Below are 15,909 nucleotides of genomic sequence, written 5' to 3' on the forward strand. Positions count from 1 at the left end.
CGTTCGATGGGGCGGCTTGCCGTTCCGCGCGGGGCGGGACTAGAATGAGCCCCGATTTAGAATAGAGGCTCATAATGGCCTCATTACTTATAACCAGTCATGACCGACAAGGCCCGGCGAATCGGTCGCGTCGGACCTGCCATGTTCCGAGGGAGATGCCATGACATTCGTCGTCACCGAAAACTGCATCAAGTGCAAATACACCGACTGCGTCGAGGTCTGTCCGGTCGACTGCTTCTATGAAGGCCCCAACTTTCTGGTGATCCATCCCGACGAGTGCATCGACTGCGCATTGTGCGAGCCGGAATGCCCGGCCGAGGCGATCTACTCGGAGGACGAGATGCCCGACGACCAGCAAGAGTTCCTCGAACTCAACGCCGAACTCGCCGAGGTGTGGCCCAACATCACCGAGAAGAAGGACCCGCCGGCCGACGCCGAGGAATGGGACGGCAAGTCCGGCAAGAAGGCCCTGCTCGAGCGCTGAGCGGCCGGACGCCGTCTACACCCCCGCTCGGCACCGACGCGACGGACACGTCAGACCAGCGTCGACAGACCACGAAAAAAGGCGGCCATAGTCGGCCGCCCGCTCCAATCGCTCCATGCTGGGCAACGCCCTCTGCCCGCTTCCTTCGACCCTTTCCCTGCCCCCCGCCGCCTCCTGCGGCGAGGGACGGATCGTCACGCTGCATCCCGTGGCATCCTGCCGTAGAGAGCCAAGTCGCTTCCCATTCCGAGGCTGTATTTTGACGCAGTGCGGGAAACGACCCAATGGGTCCCTGTCACTCGCCTGTCCGCCACCCTTCGACAAATTTTCTAAAAAATACCCAAAAATCAATTGACTAAGAAAATATGTCGGACACGAACAGCGTAACGAAATACCAGCGGCGGACACATTTTGTAGGAAATGACTTACACGCCGTTAGGCTTTGGCTGACAAATCATCCAGCCGGTCAGGCGCCGGCAGCGTTCGATACGCCGGTGCCGAATGCCGAAGAAAGGGGGGAAGGGGGGCGTGGAGTGGATAGAGGGAAGCCGCCGGGCACCAGGGCCCGGCGGTGGCGGGACTCAGCCCTGGCCCTTGATGGCGGCGAGGCCGGGATAGCGGGCCTGATCGCCCAGTTGCTGCTCGATCACCAGCAGGCGGTTGTACTTGGCGACACGATCGCTGCGGCACAGCGAGCCGGTCTTGATCTGGCCGGCGGAGGTCGCCACCGCCAGATCGGCGATGGTGGTGTCCTCGGTTTCGCCGCTGCGATGCGAGATCACCGCGGTGAAGCCGGCATCCTGAGCCATCTTGATGGCGTCCAGCGTCTCGGAGAGCGAGCCGATCTGGTTGAACTTGATCAGGATCGAGTTGCCGATGGACTCGTCGATGCCACGCTTGAGGATGCGCGTATTGGTGACGAACAGGTCGTCACCGACCAGTTGCACCTTGTCACCGAGCTTGTCGGTCAACGCCTTCCAGCCGTCCCAGTCGGACTCGTCCATGCCGTCCTCGATGGACACGATCGGGTAGTCGTCGCACAGTCCAGCGAGATACTCGGTGAAGCCGGCGGCGTCGTAGGACTTGCCCTCGCCCGCCAGGTTGTACTGACCGTTCTCGTAGAACTCGCTGGAGGCGCAGTCGAGTGCCAGGGTCACGTCCTTGCCCAGGGTGTAACCGGCCTTCTCGACGGCTTCCTTGATCACCGCCAGCGCCTCGGCGTTGGACGCCAGGTTGGGGGCGAAACCGCCCTCGTCGCCCACCGAGGTGGACAGGCCGCGACCGGCGAGCACCTTCTTGAGGGCGTGGAAGATCTCGGCGCCCATACGCAGCGCCTCACGGAAGTTCGGCGCGCCCACCGGCTGGATCATGAACTCCTGGATGTCGACGTTGTTGTCGGCATGCTCGCCGCCGTTGAGGATGTTCATCATCGGCACCGGCATGCTGTACTGCCCCGGCCGACCGTAGAGCCCGGCGATGTAGGCGTAGAGCGGCTGCTGCCGGCTGGTCGCGGCGGCCTTGGCGGCGGCCAGCGACACGGCGAGGATGGCGTTGGCGCCGAGGTTGGCCTTGTTGTCGGTGCCGTCGAGATCGAGCATGGCCTGATCCAGTGCGCGCTGATCGCTGGCCTCCAGGCCGACGAGCGTCTCGCGGATCTTGCCGTTGACCGCCTCGACCGCCTTGAGCACGCCCTTGCCCAGGTAACGGGACTTGTCGCCGTCACGCAGCTCCAGCGCTTCGCGGGAGCCGGTGGAGGCACCGCTCGGGGCACAGGCCGTACCGCGGGAACCGTCGTCGAGGGTCACCTCGGCCTGGACCGTGGGGTTGCCGCGGGAATCGAGGACCTCGAGGGCCTGGATATCGACAATCTTGCTCATCGTGAATCGTCCTTTGTCAGCGTTGAGAGTAGCGTACTCACGGCTCCGCATGGGGGTCCCGCCGCAGGCAGGACGGGCCATGCTGCCGCATCGCCGGCCGGGCTTCGGCATCGCGACACGGCGGCAGCATGCCCTTCAGGAAATCCTTAGCGGCTCGAAGCCCTTGACCATCTCGTCGAGCGACTTGAGCTGGGTCAGGAAGGGCTCGAGGCGATCGAGCGGCAGCGCACAGGGCCCGTCGCACTTGGCATTGTCGGGATCGGGATGGGCCTCGAGGAACAGACCCGCCAGCCCCACGGCGACGCCCGCCCGGGCCAGCTCGGCGACCTGCTGACGGCGTCCGCCGGCGCTGTCGGCGCGTCCGCCGGGACGCTGCAGCGAATGGGTGACGTCGAAGAACACCGGGTAGCCGGTCTCCTTCATGTCGCCGAAGCCCAGCATGTCGACCACCAGGTTGTTGTAGCCGAAGCTCGAGCCGCGTTCGCAGAGGATCAGCCGCTGGTTACCCGCCTCGAGGCACTTGTTGATGATGTGGCGCATCTCGTGCGGGGCCAGGAACTGCGGCTTCTTGATGTTGATCACCGCGCCGGTCTCGGCCATCGCCACCACCAGATCGGTCTGGCGGGCGAGGAAGGCCGGCAACTGGATGACGTCGGCGACCTCGGCGGCCGGCGCGGCCTGCCAAGGCTCGTGGACGTCGGTGATCACCGGCACGTCGAAGCGCGCCTTGATCTCGGCCAGCCATTCGAGGCCCTTTTCCAGCCCGGGTCCACGGAAGGAGTGGATCGAACTGCGATTGGCCTTGTCGAAGCTGGCCTTGAAGACATAGGGGATGCCCAGGCGACGCGTCACCTCGACGTAGGTCTCGGCGACCTCGAGAGCCAGTTCGCGGGATTCGAGCACGTTCATGCCGCCGAACAGCATCAGCGGCAATGAATTGCCGGCCCTGAGGCCGGCGAATTCGAGTGTCTTCTGCGTCATTACCCCTCCTGTGGCGTTCAGCTCTGCACGCTCGCGTGGGCACGGGCACGCGCCGCCTTCTGCTCCAGCGCGGCGTTGACGAAACCGGTGAACAGCGGGTGGCCATCGCGCGGCGTGGAGGTGAACTCCGGGTGGAACTGACAGGCCACGAACCAGGGGTGGTCGGACAACTCGATCATCTCCACCAGCGAATTGTCGACGCTCTTGCCGGAGACCACCAGGCCGGCCTCCTCGAGCTGCTCGACGAACTGGTTGTTGACCTCGAAGCGATGGCGGTGACGTTCGGTGATCGCCTCCATGCCGTACACCTCGCGGGCACGGGTACCCGGCTTGAGATGGCAGACCTGACCGCCCAGACGCATGGTGCCGCCCAGGTCCGAGGCCTCGTCGCGCAGCTCGATCTTGCCCTCGGGATTGATCCACTCGGTGATCAGGCCAACCACCGGGTGTTGGGTGTCGCGGGTGAACTCGGTGGAGTTGGCGTCGCCCCAGCCGGCCTGGCTGCGCGCGAACTCGATCACCGCCACCTGCATCCCCAGGCAGATGCCGAGATACGGAATGCCGTTCTCGCGGGCGTAACGCGCCGTGGCGATCTTGCCCTCGACACCGCGCTCGCCGAAGCCGCCGGGTACCAGGATGGCGTCCTTGCCGGCCAGGCGCTCGGTGCCGTGGCGCTCGATGTCCTCGGAGTCGATGTAGTCGATGTTGACCTTGACGCGGGTCTGGATGCCGGCGTGGACCAGTGCCTCGTTGAGCGACTTGTAGGCGTCGAGCAGTTCCATGTACTTGCCGACCATGGCGATGTTGATCGACTTGAGCGGGTTGAGCTTGGCGTCGAGCACGCGGATCCACTCGGCCAGATCGGCGGCCGGCGCCTCGAGGCGCAACTTGTCGCAGACGATCTCGTCGAGACCGTGCTCGTGGAGCATCAGCGGAATGCGATAGATGGTATCGGCGTCCTGCAGGGGGACGACGGCACGCTCCTCGACGTTGGTGAACAGCGCGATCTTGCGCCGCTCGGTCTCCTCGAGCTCGACCTCGCTGCGGCAGATCAGGATGTCGGGCTGAATGCCGATCGAGCGCAGTTCCTTGACGCTGTGCTGGGTGGGCTTGGTCTTGGTCTCGCCGGCGGTCTTGATGTAGGGCACCAGCGTGAGGTGCATGAACAGCGCGCGATTGGCGCCCACCTCGCTGCGCAACTGGCGAATCGACTCGAGGAACGGCAGCGACTCGATGTCGCCCACCGTGCCGCCGATCTCCACCAGTGCCACGTCGTAATCCTTGCCACCCTCGATCACCCGGCGCTTGATCTCGTCGGTGATGTGCGGAATCACCTGCACCGTGCCGCCCAGGTAGTCGCCGCGGCGCTCCTTGCGCAGCACGTGCTCGTAGACGCGCCCGGTGGTGAAGTTGTTGCTCTGGGTCATCCGGCTGCGGATGAAGCGCTCGTAGTGCCCCAGGTCGAGATCGGTCTCCGCGCCATCTTCGGTGACGAATACCTCGCCGTGCTGGAACGGGCTCATGGTGCCCGGATCGACGTTGATGTACGGGTCCAGCTTGAGGATGGTGACCTTGAGGCCACGCGCCTCGAGAATCGCCGCCAGCGAGGCCGACGCGATGCCCTTGCCGAGAGAGGACACAACGCCGCCGGTCACGAAGATATATCGTGTCATGGAGAACCTGTTGAAACGTGATCAATAATGGCCTGGAGGGAACGGGCCCGGATGGGACGCCAGAATAGCAGATTCGTCCCGGGCGCTCAATTTGCCCCGTTGCCACCGGCCGCCCCCGACGGGCGTCACGCCGGCGCGGGCCACCAGCGTGCCATCTCGCCGCCCAGGGGGTCGCGCGCGGGTCGCGACACCGCGGCGATACGCGCCACCGCGGCGTCGTGCCGGGCCGGGTCGGCGCCGATCAGGTCCACGCTCGGCTGCCCCTGGGGATAGGCCGCCAGGAGCAGGAAGTCCTCGCTGGATTCCAGATGGCAGTGACCGGTGCCGGCGGGCAGTACCACCACGTCGCCGAGGCGCAGCTCGACGTCGCTCCCCGCCTCGCCGCCCAGGCGCAGGCGCCCCCAGCCGGACAGCACGCCGAATGCCTCGTGAGCGGTGGAGTGATAATGGTGATAGTCGAATACCCCGCCGCGCCAGCTGGGTCGCCAGCCGCTGGCGGTGAAACGCTCGCCGAAGAGCGTCGCCAGCCGTTCTCGGTCGAGATCGCCGAGCCGGACATCGGAACGGGCGCGAAAGACCAGGGTGGCGAGGCGGCTGTTGGGAATCCTCCCGTCGTCCTGGAAGCAAAAGCGTTCGGGGGCGATCGCCTCTGCGGCGGGCGCGCCCACCCCCGGGGTTTCCAATTCATCCTCCATGGCACCGACGTCCCGTCATCAACGATAACGTCAGTCTATCCACCCTGGCGGCAAATCCAAAATCGATTGCGAGCGAACCATCATCGACGACGACGCCCCGTCACGGCGGGGCGTCGGATGCCGAGTGAAACGTGTCAACGAATCACACCCCGAGGTAGTCGAGAATTCCCTCGGCGGCCTGGCGGCCTTCGTGGATCGCGGTGACCACCAGGTCGGAGCCGCGCACCATGTCGCCGCCAGCGAAGACCTTCTCGTTGCTGGTCTGGAAGGCGAACTGGCCATGCTCCGGAGCAGTTACCCGGCCGCGCTCGTCGACCTGGATGCCCTGCTCGTCGAACCAGACGATGTCGCTGGGCTGGAAGCCGAAGGCGATGATCACCGCATCCGCCGCCAGCACTTCCTCGGAGCCGGGCACCACCTCGGGGCGCTGGCGACCGTTCTCGTCGGGCTCGCCGAGACGCGTGCGCACCAGCTTGACGCCCTCGACGCGTTCCTCACCGACCACCGCCACCGGCTGGCGGTTGAACAGGAACTCGACCCCCTCCTCGCGGGCGTTGGCCACCTCGCGCTTGGAACCGGGCATGTTCTCCTCGTCGCGACGGTAGGCGCAGGTCACGCCGGTCGCGCCCTGGCGAATCGCCGTGCGGTTGCAGTCCATGGCCGTGTCGCCGCCGCCCAGCACCACCACGCGCCGGCCTTCCATCGACACGTAGTCGGCGGGGTCCTTCTCGAAGCCCAGGCAGTGATTGACGTTGGCCACCAGGTAGTCGAGCGCCTTGTAGACACCGGGCAGGTCCTCGCCGGGGAAGCCGCCCTGCATGTACTTGTAGGTGCCCATGCCCATGAACACCGCATCGTACTGCTCGAGCAGGTCGTCGATGGCGACGTCCTTGCCGATCTCGGTGTTCAGGCGGAACTCGATGCCCATCTCCTCGAACACCGCGCGACGGCGCTCCATGACGTGCTTCTCGAGCTTGAACTCGGGAATGCCGAAGGTCAGCAGGCCGCCGATCTCCGGGTAGCGATCGTAGACCACCGGCTTGACGCCGTTGCGCACCAGGATATCGGCACAGCCCAGCCCGGCCGGGCCGGCGCCGATCACCGCCACGCGCTTGTCGGTCCAGGTCACCTTGGACATGTCCGGGCGCCAGCCCATGGCGAAGGCGGTGTCGGTGATGTACTTCTCCACCGAGCCGATGGTCACCGCGCCGAAGCCGTCGTTGAGGGTGCAGTCGCCCTCGCACAGCCGGTCCTGCGGGCACACCCGGCCGCACACCTCGGGCAGGGTATTGGTCTGGTGCGAGAGCTCGGCGGCCTCGAGGATGCTGCCCTCGCTGACCAGCTTCAGCCAGTTGGGGATGTAGTTGTGGACCGGGCACTTCCACTCGCAGTACGGGTTGCCGCAGTGCAGGCAGCGATGCGCCTGGCTGGCCGCCTCGCCGGGCTTGTAGGGCTCGTAGATCTCGGCGAATTGCCTGGCCCGCTTGCGCGCATCCTTCTTCTGCGGATCCTGACGGCCGACATCGATGAACTGGAAGTCGTTGTTCAGACGGTTTGCCATGGTCGTCTCTCCTCTGCTTACTCGGGCCGCCGGCGGGATTCGGCGAGCAGGCCGTTGAGGCTTGCCGCCTTGGGCTTGACCAGCCAGAAATGACGGATGAACTCGGAAAAGTCCTCGAGAATCTCGCGGCCGCGTGCGGAGCCGGTCTCGGCGACGTATTCCTCGATCACCTCGCGCAGGTGGCGCCGGTAGGCCTCCATGGCCTCGGTGTTGATACGGTGGATCTCCACCAGTTCATGGTTGTAGCGGTCGACGAAGGTACGGTCCTCGTCGATCACGTAGGCGAAACCGCCGGTCATCCCCGCGCCGAAGTTGACGCCGGTCTTGCCGAGCACGGCGACCAGGCCGCCGGTCATGTACTCGCAGCAGTGATCGCCGGCGCCCTCGACGACGGCATGCACGCCGGAGTTGCGCACCGCGAAGCGCTCGCCGGCGGTACCGGCGGCGAACAGCTTGCCGCCAGTGGCGCCGTACAGGCAGGTGTTACCGATGATCGCCGTCTCGTGGGACTTGAAGCGGCTGGCCCGGGGCGGGACGATCACCACCTTGCCGCCGTTCATGCCCTTGCCGACGTAGTCGTTGGCATCGCCTTCCAGATAGAGATGCAGGCCGCGGGCGTTCCACACCCCGAAGCTCTGCCCCGCCACGCCGGTGAAGCGGGCGACGATCGGTGCATCCTCCAGGCCGGCCTCGCCATAGCGCTTGGCGATCTCGCCGGAGGCGCGGGCACCGACGCTGCGGTCGCAGTTGGTGATGCGGAACTCGAACTCGCCGCCGCTCCTGGCGTCGATCGCCGGAAGCAGCGTCTCCAGCACCTCCTGGTTCTTGGCACCGGGGTCGTGGGGCACGTTGCGGCTGACCTGACAGAACTGCGGCGCCTCGGCCGGCACGAAGTCGTTGGTCAGCAGCGGCGTCAGATCGAGCTTGCGCTGCGCGGCGGTCTCGCCCTCGAGGATCTCGAGCAGATCGGTACGCCCGATCAGGTCGGTGAGCCTGGCCACGCCCAGCATGGCCATCAGCTCGCGCACTTCCTCGGCGATGAAGCGGAAGTAGTGCTTGACCATGTCGACGGTCCCGCGGAAGTGTTCGTCGCGCAGGTACTGGTGCTGGGTGGCGACGCCGGTCGCGCAGTTGTTGAGATGGCAGATGCGCAGGTACTTGCAGCCCAGCGCGACCATCGGCGCGGTGCCGAAACCGAAGCTCTCGGCCCCCAGGATCGCCGCCTTGACCACGTCGAGACCGGTCTTGAGCCCGCCGTCGGTCTGCAGCCGGATCTTGTCGCGCAGGCCGTTGATGCGCAGCGCCTGGTGGACCTCGGGCAGCCCCAGTTCCCAGGGCGAGCCGGCGTGCTTGATCGAGGTCAGCGGGCTGGCCGCGGTGCCGCCGTCATAGCCGGAGACGGTGATCAGGTCGGCATAGGCCTTGGCCACGCCGGTGGCGATGGTGCCGATGCCCGGCTCGGAGACCAGCTTGACCGACACCTGGGCATCCGGGTTGACCTGCTTGAGGTCGAAGATCAGCTGCGCCAGGTCCTCGATCGAGTAGATGTCGTGATGGGGCGGCGGCGAGATCAGGGTCACGCCGGGCACCGCGTAGCGCAGCCGCCCGATCATCTCGTTGACCTTGCCGCCCGGCAGCTGGCCGCCCTCGCCGGGCTTGGCACCCTGGGCGACCTTGATCTGCAGCACCTCGGCATTGACCAGATAGGCCGGGGTCACGCCGAAGCGCCCGGAGGCGATCTGCTTGATCTTGGAGGAGCGGATGGTGCCGTAGCGCGCGGGATCCTCGCCACCCTCGCCGGAGTTGGAGCGCCCGCCGGTCTCGTTCATGGCCTGGGCCAGCGCCTCGTGGGCCTCGGGCGACAGCGCGCCGAGACTCATGCCGGCGCTGTCGAAACGCGGCAGCAGTTCCTCGACCGGCTCGACGTCATCGAGCGGCAGGGGCTCGGGAGCCGCCTTGAGCGCGAGCAGGTCGCGGATGGTCGCCACCGGGCGCTCGTTGACCAGCTGGGCGAATTTCTTCCACTTGGCGTAGTCGCCCTGCTGAACCGCCTCCTGCAGCGCCTTGACGATGTCCGGGTTGTAGGCGTGGTACTCGTGATTGTGCACGTACTTGACCAGCCCGCCCTGGCGGATGCCCTTGCGCGGAATCCAGGCATCGCGGGCCAGCAGTTCCTGCTGGAGCTGCAGCTCGGCGAAACCGGTGCCCTGGACACGCGACATCATGCCCGGGAAGCACAGATCCATGATCTCCGAGGAGAGCCCCACCGCCTCGAACAGCTGCGAGCCGCGATACGAGGCGAGCGTCGAGATCCCCATCTTGGAGAGGATCTTGTAGAGCCCCTTCTGCAGGCCCTTGCGGTAGTTCTCGCGGGTGTCCGCCGGATTGCCGGTGAGTTCGCCGCTGCGGTGCATGTCGGCCATCACCTGATAGGCCAGGTAGGGGTAGACCGCGGTCGCGCCGACCCCGAACAGCACCGCCATCTGGTGGGCGTCGCGGGCATAGCCGGTCTCGACCACCAGGTTGACGCGGGGGCGCAGCGCCAGACGGCCCAGATGATGGTGGATCGCCCCCACCGCGAGCACCGCCTGGATCGGCAGCTTGCCCTTCTCCAGGTCGGCGTCGGAGAGCACCAGCATCACCGCGCCATCGCGGGCGGCCTGCTCGGCCTGCTCGCACAGCGTCAGCAGCGCCTGCTTGAGCGTCGACTGCTCGGGATCGTAGGCCAACCGCAGCGTATGGCAGCGGAACGCCGGATCCTCCTGGGTGAGCAGCGCGGTGAACTTGCGCGGCGAGAGGACCGGCGTGGTCAGGATGATCCGGTGAGCGTGCTCCGGGGTCGCCTCGAAGACGTTGAGCTCGGCACCGATGCAGGTCTCCAGCGACATCACGATCGCCTCGCGCAGCGGGTCGATCGGCGGATTGGTGACCTGGGCGAACTTCTGGCGGAAGAAGTCGGTGAGCAGCCGGTTCTGGCGCGACAGCACCGCCATCGGCGTATCGTCGCCCATCGACCCGACCGCTTCCTGGCCGCCCTCGGCGAGCGGCCGCAGCAGCTGATCGCGCTCCTCGAAGGTGACCTGGAACATCTTCTGGTAGACGTTCAGGGCATCGTGATCGAAGGGCTGGAAACGCGCCAGCTCGGTGAGCGCGGACTCCAGGTAATGGGCATGGTCCTTGAGCCAGCGCTTGTAGGGGTAGGCCGACTTCAGACGGTCGTCGACGTCGCTGGTATGCAGCACCTCGCCGGTCTCGGTATCGACCCCGAGAATCTGACCCGGACCCACGCGGCCCTTGGCGACCACGTCTTCGGGGGCGTAGTCGTGCACGCCGATCTCGGAAGACAGCGTGATGTAGCCGTTGTCGGTGATCACCCAGCGCGCCGGACGCAGGCCGTTGCGATCGAGCATGCACACCGCGTGGCGGCCATCGGTCATCACCAGGCCGGCCGGGCCGTCCCAGGGCTCCATGTGCATGGAGTTGTATTCGTAGAAGGCGCGCAGTTCGCCGTCCATGGTCTCGACGTTCTGCCAGGCCGGCGGCACCATCATGCGGATGGCGTTGTAGAGGTCCATGCCGCCGGTCATCAGCACCTCGAGCATGTTATCCATGCTCGAGGAGTCGGAGCCCACGGTGTTGACGATCTCGTCGAGTTCGGTGATGTCGGGCAGCAGCTCGCTGACGAAGTTTTCCTTGCGCGAGTTGGCCCAGCCGCGGTTGGCCTCGATGGTATTGATCTCGCCGTTGTGGGCGAGGAAGCGAAACGGCTGGGCCAGCGGCCAGCGCGGTGCGGTATTGGTGGAGAAGCGCTGGTGGAAGACGCAGATCGACGTCTCCAGGCGCTCGTCGCCGAGGTCATGATAGAAGGTCGGCAGGTCGACGGGCATCATCAGGCCCTTGTAGGAGACCACCCTGGACGACAGCGAGCAGACGTAGAAGTCCTCCTCGTCGCGCAGCTTCTCCTCGGCCAGTCGCCGGGCCATGAACAGATCGACGTTGAACGCCTGGTCGAGCCGGTCGTCGCTGGGCTCGACGAAGATCTGGCGGATCCGCGGCAGGCAGTCGAGCGCCATCGGACCGCAGACGTCGGGGTTGACCGGCACATCGCGCCAGCCACGCACCTTGACGTGACGGGCCGCGAGCTCACCTTCCAGAATCTCGCGGGCACGCGCCTCGCGAGCATCGTCGTCGGGCAGGAAGACACAACCCACGGCGAAGCGCGCGCCGAGTTCGACACCCAGCGAATCGCGTGCCAGGACGCGCATGAAATCGACCGGCATCTTGAACAGCAGGCCGCAGCCGTCGCCGGTCTTGCCGTCGGCGGCGATGCCGCCACGGTGGGTCATGCAGGTCAGCGACTCGATGGCGGTTTTCAGCAGATCGTGGCTGGCCTGACCTTGCATGTGGGCGATCAGGCCGAAGCCACAGTTATCGCGGAACTCGCCAGGCTGGTGGAGACCTCTCATCATGGGCGTGCCTCACAGAAATCCAGGGTACTTGTGTCCAGACAGAAAGCGCGGTATATTGGTCGGTTGCTTATTATTTTAGCGGCGCCATTTTGGCCGCTCTCTGACGTGAAAAGGCCGTCCAGAATAGCCAGTCTTGCCCGCCAGCGCAATTCTCATGCCCTTTCAACGCCCGAAAAAACTCCCCGAAAAACGCACCCTTAGCGCCACCTCTCGGTAAAAAACCAAGCTGCTCAAAGGCTTAGACTAGTCCTTCCGGAAAGCGCCCCTGGCTTGTCGCGGCGCGTCATTGTCGACACCACGCCCATGCCAATCCTGCATGAGCCATGCGAATCCTGGTAGCGGCGTCGCGTTTCGAAGCACAAAAAACCCGCTCGGTAAGCGGGCTTTCGCGGTATGACCGGCGGATCGATCAGTGGCGGGGAAAGGCTGCGATGAAGGCCTCGAGTTCGGCCGCGGGCAGCTCGTCATGCAGGCAGGCCTCGCCCAGCGAACGCAGCAGGACCAGACGAATGCGCTCGTCGAGATTCTTCTTGTCGAGGCGCATGCGTGCGATGAAGGCCTCGGCATCCATGCCGGCCGGTGCGGCCACCGGCAGCCCGGCGGCACGCAGCACGGCTTCGACGCGCGAGACGGCCTGCGCATCGAGCCAGCCGAGCCGCTGAGACAGCGCCGTGGCCATGGCCATGCCGGCCCCCACCGCCTCGCCGTGCAGCCAGGCCCCGTAGCCCTGATGCGCCTCGATGGCATGACCGAAGGTATGGCCCAGGTTGAGGTGGGCACGCACCCCCTGCTCGGTCTCGTCCTCGGCGACCACCTCGGCCTTGATCTCGCAACTGCGGCGGATCGCCTCGCTCAGCGCCGTGTCGTCGAGCCCGCGCAGCGCCGCCATGTGCGTCTCCAGCCAGGCGAGGAAATCACGATCGCGGATCAGCCCGTACTTGATCACCTCGGCGAGCCCCGCCGACAGCTCGCGCCCGGGCAGGCTCGCCAGGGTCGCGGTATCAATCAGCACCGCACGCGGCTGCCAGAAGGCGCCGATCATGTTCTTGCCGCGCGGATGATTGACCCCGGTCTTGCCGCCCACCGAGGAGTCGACCTGGGCGAGCAGCGTGGTCGGCACCTGGACGAAGGCCACGCCACGCTGGTAGCAGGCCGCGGCGTAACCGGTCATGTCACCGATCACGCCGCCCCCCAGGGCGACGAGCGTGCAGCGCCGATTGAAGCCTTCCGCGAGCAGCGCATCCCAGATGCGCTCCACGCTGGCCAGGGTCTTGGTCGCCTCGCCGTCGGGCAGGATCACCTCGCGCACCGTCAGGTCGTCGTCGAGACCGCGCTTCAGGGCCGCCAGATAATGTGGCGCCACCGTCTCGTTGGTGACGATCATCACCTGCCGGCCCGCCAGGTAGGGGCGCAGCCAGCGCGACGCGCCGAGCAGCCCGGGGCCGATGTGGATCGGGTAGCTGCGCTCGCCGAGATCGACGGTCAGGGTCCGGGGCTGGACGGCATCATCAGCGCTCATGGCTTCACACCTTGGTTTGCAGAGGATCGACGAGGCGCTCGATGCGCCGCAGGACTTCATTGACCACCGAGCGCGGGCCACGCCGGTCGGTCTTGACGACCAGGTCGGCGGTGGCGCGATAGAGCGGGTCACGCAACTCGAACAGCCCGGTGAGCACTGCACGCGGGTCCTTGTTGCGCAGCAACGGTCGGTTGCGATCCTTGGCGGTGCGCTTCAACTGCTGGTCGACCGTGGTGTACAGGTAGATCACCGTGCCGCGCTCGCGCAGGGCGCGGCGGTTGGTCTCGTTCATCACCGCACCGCCGCCGGTGGCCAGCACGATCTCCGACAGGCCGGTCAGTTCGTCGATCATCTGCACTTCGCGCTCGCGAAAGCCCGCCTCGCCCTCGATGTCGAAGATCCAGGGAATGTCCGCGCCGCAGCGAGCCTGAATTTCATGGTCGCTGTCGAAGAAGTCGCGCTGCAACTCGGCCGCCAGGAGGCGGCCGATGGTGCTTTTGCCGGCCCCCATCGGGCCGACCAGATAGAGATTGGGAAAACCCTGCATCAGCGAATCGCCAGATTGTCCTCGATGATCTTCGGAGTGATGAAGATCAGCAATTCTACCTTTTCATTGCTCTGTTCGGTATAGCGAAAAAGGTGCCCGAGAACCGGCAGGTCGCCGAGGAAGGGAGTCTTGTAGAGATTACGCAGCTGTTCGGTGGTGAGAATCCCGCCCAGCACTACCGTCTCGCCGTTGTTGACCAGCACCTGGGTCCTGATCTGGTTGGTATCGATCGCCGGCGCGCCGTCGTAGCGGGTGTTGGAGACGTCGTCGTTGTTGATGTTGAGATCCATGATGATGCGGTCATCGGGGGTGATCTGCGGCGTCACCTCCAGCGACAGCACCGCCTCCTTGAACTCGACGTTGGTCGCCCCGCTCGAGGTCGACTCCTGATAGGGGATCTCCTGGCCCTGCTTGATCACCGCCGCCTGCTGGTTGGCGGTGATCACCTTGGGCTGGGAAATGGTCTGGCTCTTGCCTTCGCTCTCCAGCGCGCGCAGCTCCAGATCGAGCAGGATGTCGCCGGACAGGTAACCGAAGCTGAAGGCGGTACTGGGATTGGTGTCGTTGCCCAGGTCGACCGCCAGGCCGCCGCCGTAGGACGCCGGGTCGTTGCTGGTGGTGGGCACCGTCGTGGGATCGCCGTCGGCGGCACCGCTGAGATTGAAGCGACTGCCCTCGGGCGAGGACAGCCCCCAGTTGACGCCCAGCTCGCGGGCCGCGGTGTCGCGGGCGATGACGATACGCGCCTCGATCTGCACCTGGCGGACCGGAATGTCGAGTTGATCGATGGCCTGGCGGATCTGTTCGATCTGCTCCGCCGTCTCCTGGAGGATCAGGGTGTTGGTGCGTTCGTCGACGCTGACCCGCCCCCGCTCGGAGAGCAGCCCCAGGCCGTCGCCACCACGCAGCAGCGTGGCGAGCTGCGAGGCCTTGGCGTAGCGCACCTGGATGTACTGGGTGGTCAGCGGCGCCAGCTCCTGCTGCTGCTGCTTGGCCTGGAGTTCCTGACGCTCCATCGCCGCCAGCTCGTCGGCCGGGGCGACGATCAGCACGTTGCCGGAACGCCGACTGGCCAGGCCATGGCTCTTGAGCACCAGGTCCAGCGCCTGGTCCCAGGGCACGTCCTGCAGATTGAGGGTCACGCTGCCCTGCACGCTGTCGCTGGCCACCACGTTGAGGCCGGTGTATTCGCCGATGATCGACAACACCTCGCGGACCTGGATGTCCTGGAAATTGAGCGTGATGCGCTTGCCGGTGTAGGGGAACCGTTCCTTCTGCTGCACGCGCTGCTCGGCCTGGCTCACCGGCTTGGCCTCGATCACCAGCTGCCGCCCGCTCTGGGTCGAGAGCATGGCGTACTCGCCGCGGGTGGTGATCGCCAGACGCGCCCCCTGGCGAGAGGGCTGAGGCACGACGCGCTGCATCGGCGTGCCGAAATCGCTGACATCGAGGGTCTGGTTCCATTCGGCGGGCAGGCCGACGTCATCGAGTTCAGCGACGATCCTGCCGCCCCGCTCGCTGACCCGGGCGGCAACGCCCTCGCGGTCGAAGGTCACCACCAGGCGGCCGGCACCATCCTCGCCCCGGCGAAAGTCGATGTCGTCGATGGTCGGCCCGCCGGTGGCCGCCGGCGAGGTCGCCTCGGCGGACGCCGACGCCTGACGTGGATCGGCACTCGCCTTCGAGACCCCGTCGCCCAGGCTCAGCACCAGGGTGTCGCCCTGCTCGCGGGTGGCATAGGGCAAGGCACGGTCGAGGTTGAAGACCAGCCGGGTCCGCGTGCCGGCATCGAGCGCGACAATGTGATCGACACCGGCCACGCCCAGTTCGAAGCGCCGCTTGTCGAGACCGCTGGCGGTGTTCATCAGGTCGATCGCCAGGCGTGGCGGGGCATCGATCCGGTAGCCGCGCACCTCGGGCAGGCCGCCCGAGAAGTGCAGCGACACCTCGAGCTGGCCATCGCTGCGTTGCTCGAAGTCGAGGCCGGTCAGCGTCGACATCGCCAGGGCCGGCGCGGCCAGCGCCAGCAGCGACGCCGCCAGCAGCGTGCGAATGATTGCCCTCATGTGCTTCCCCTGTCGTTCTCTTGTCTTCGGGTCTTGT

At 66.1% G+C, this 15,909-nt stretch carries 10 protein-coding genes; 1 reads left to right on the top strand and 9 read right to left on the bottom strand.

Annotated features, from left to right (window positions below):
* Positions 1–160: 160 nt before the first annotated feature.
* On the top strand, positions 161–484 hold the full coding sequence (gene fdxA, locus KGR00_RS17055; RefSeq protein WP_224418979.1) for a ferredoxin FdxA: 324 nt from the start codon (positions 161–163) through the stop codon (positions 482–484).
* Positions 485–1,065: 581 nt separating this feature from the next.
* Here the strand turns inward: fdxA and eno are convergent.
* The 9 genes from eno to pilQ all read right to left on the bottom strand — a co-directional run bounded on the left by eno (position 1,066) and on the right by pilQ (position 15,872).
* Complete coding sequence (gene eno / locus KGR00_RS17060; protein WP_224418978.1) at positions 1,066–2,361, bottom strand: phosphopyruvate hydratase; 1,296 nt, start codon at positions 2,359–2,361, stop codon at positions 1,066–1,068.
* A 135-nt stretch (positions 2,362–2,496) separates the two neighbouring features.
* Entirely contained in the window at positions 2,497–3,342 is an 846-nt protein-coding gene (gene kdsA, locus KGR00_RS17065) for a 3-deoxy-8-phosphooctulonate synthase (RefSeq protein ID WP_224418977.1), read from the bottom strand.
* Between the two features lie 17 nt (positions 3,343–3,359).
* Positions 3,360–5,015 (bottom strand): CTP synthase, encoded by a 1,656-nt coding sequence (locus tag KGR00_RS17070; RefSeq protein WP_224418976.1) that lies wholly within the window; start codon positions 5,013–5,015, stop codon positions 3,360–3,362.
* Between the two features lie 125 nt (positions 5,016–5,140).
* A complete protein-coding gene (locus tag KGR00_RS17075; protein WP_224418975.1) occupies positions 5,141–5,710 on the bottom strand; it encodes a cupin domain-containing protein in 570 nt (189 codons plus the stop codon).
* Positions 5,711–5,852: 142 nt separating this feature from the next.
* The gene (locus KGR00_RS17080) at positions 5,853–7,271 is read right to left on the bottom strand and encodes an FAD-dependent oxidoreductase (RefSeq protein WP_224418974.1); all 1,419 of its coding nucleotides are present in this window, start codon (positions 7,269–7,271) and stop codon (positions 5,853–5,855) included.
* A 17-nt stretch (positions 7,272–7,288) separates the two neighbouring features.
* Complete coding sequence (gltB, locus tag KGR00_RS17085) at positions 7,289–11,740, bottom strand: glutamate synthase large subunit (RefSeq protein WP_224418973.1); 4,452 nt, start codon at positions 11,738–11,740, stop codon at positions 7,289–7,291.
* A gap of 409 nt (positions 11,741–12,149) precedes the next feature.
* Complete coding sequence (gene aroB, locus KGR00_RS17090) at positions 12,150–13,259, bottom strand: 3-dehydroquinate synthase (protein WP_224418972.1); 1,110 nt, start codon at positions 13,257–13,259, stop codon at positions 12,150–12,152.
* 4 nt (positions 13,260–13,263) lie between these two features.
* Entirely contained in the window at positions 13,264–13,806 is a 543-nt protein-coding gene (gene aroK / locus KGR00_RS17095) for a shikimate kinase AroK (RefSeq protein ID WP_129140815.1), read from the bottom strand.
* Entirely contained in the window at positions 13,806–15,872 is a 2,067-nt protein-coding gene (pilQ, locus tag KGR00_RS17100) for a type IV pilus secretin PilQ (protein WP_224418971.1), read from the bottom strand. The genes aroK and pilQ overlap by 1 nt, the downstream gene beginning before the upstream one ends.
* Positions 15,873–15,909: the final 37 nt, after the last annotated feature.

Origin of the sequence: Modicisalibacter sp. MOD 31.J, assembly GCF_020147985.1 — a bacterium.
Taxonomy (GTDB): Bacteria; Pseudomonadota; Gammaproteobacteria; order Pseudomonadales; family Halomonadaceae; genus Modicisalibacter; species Modicisalibacter coralii.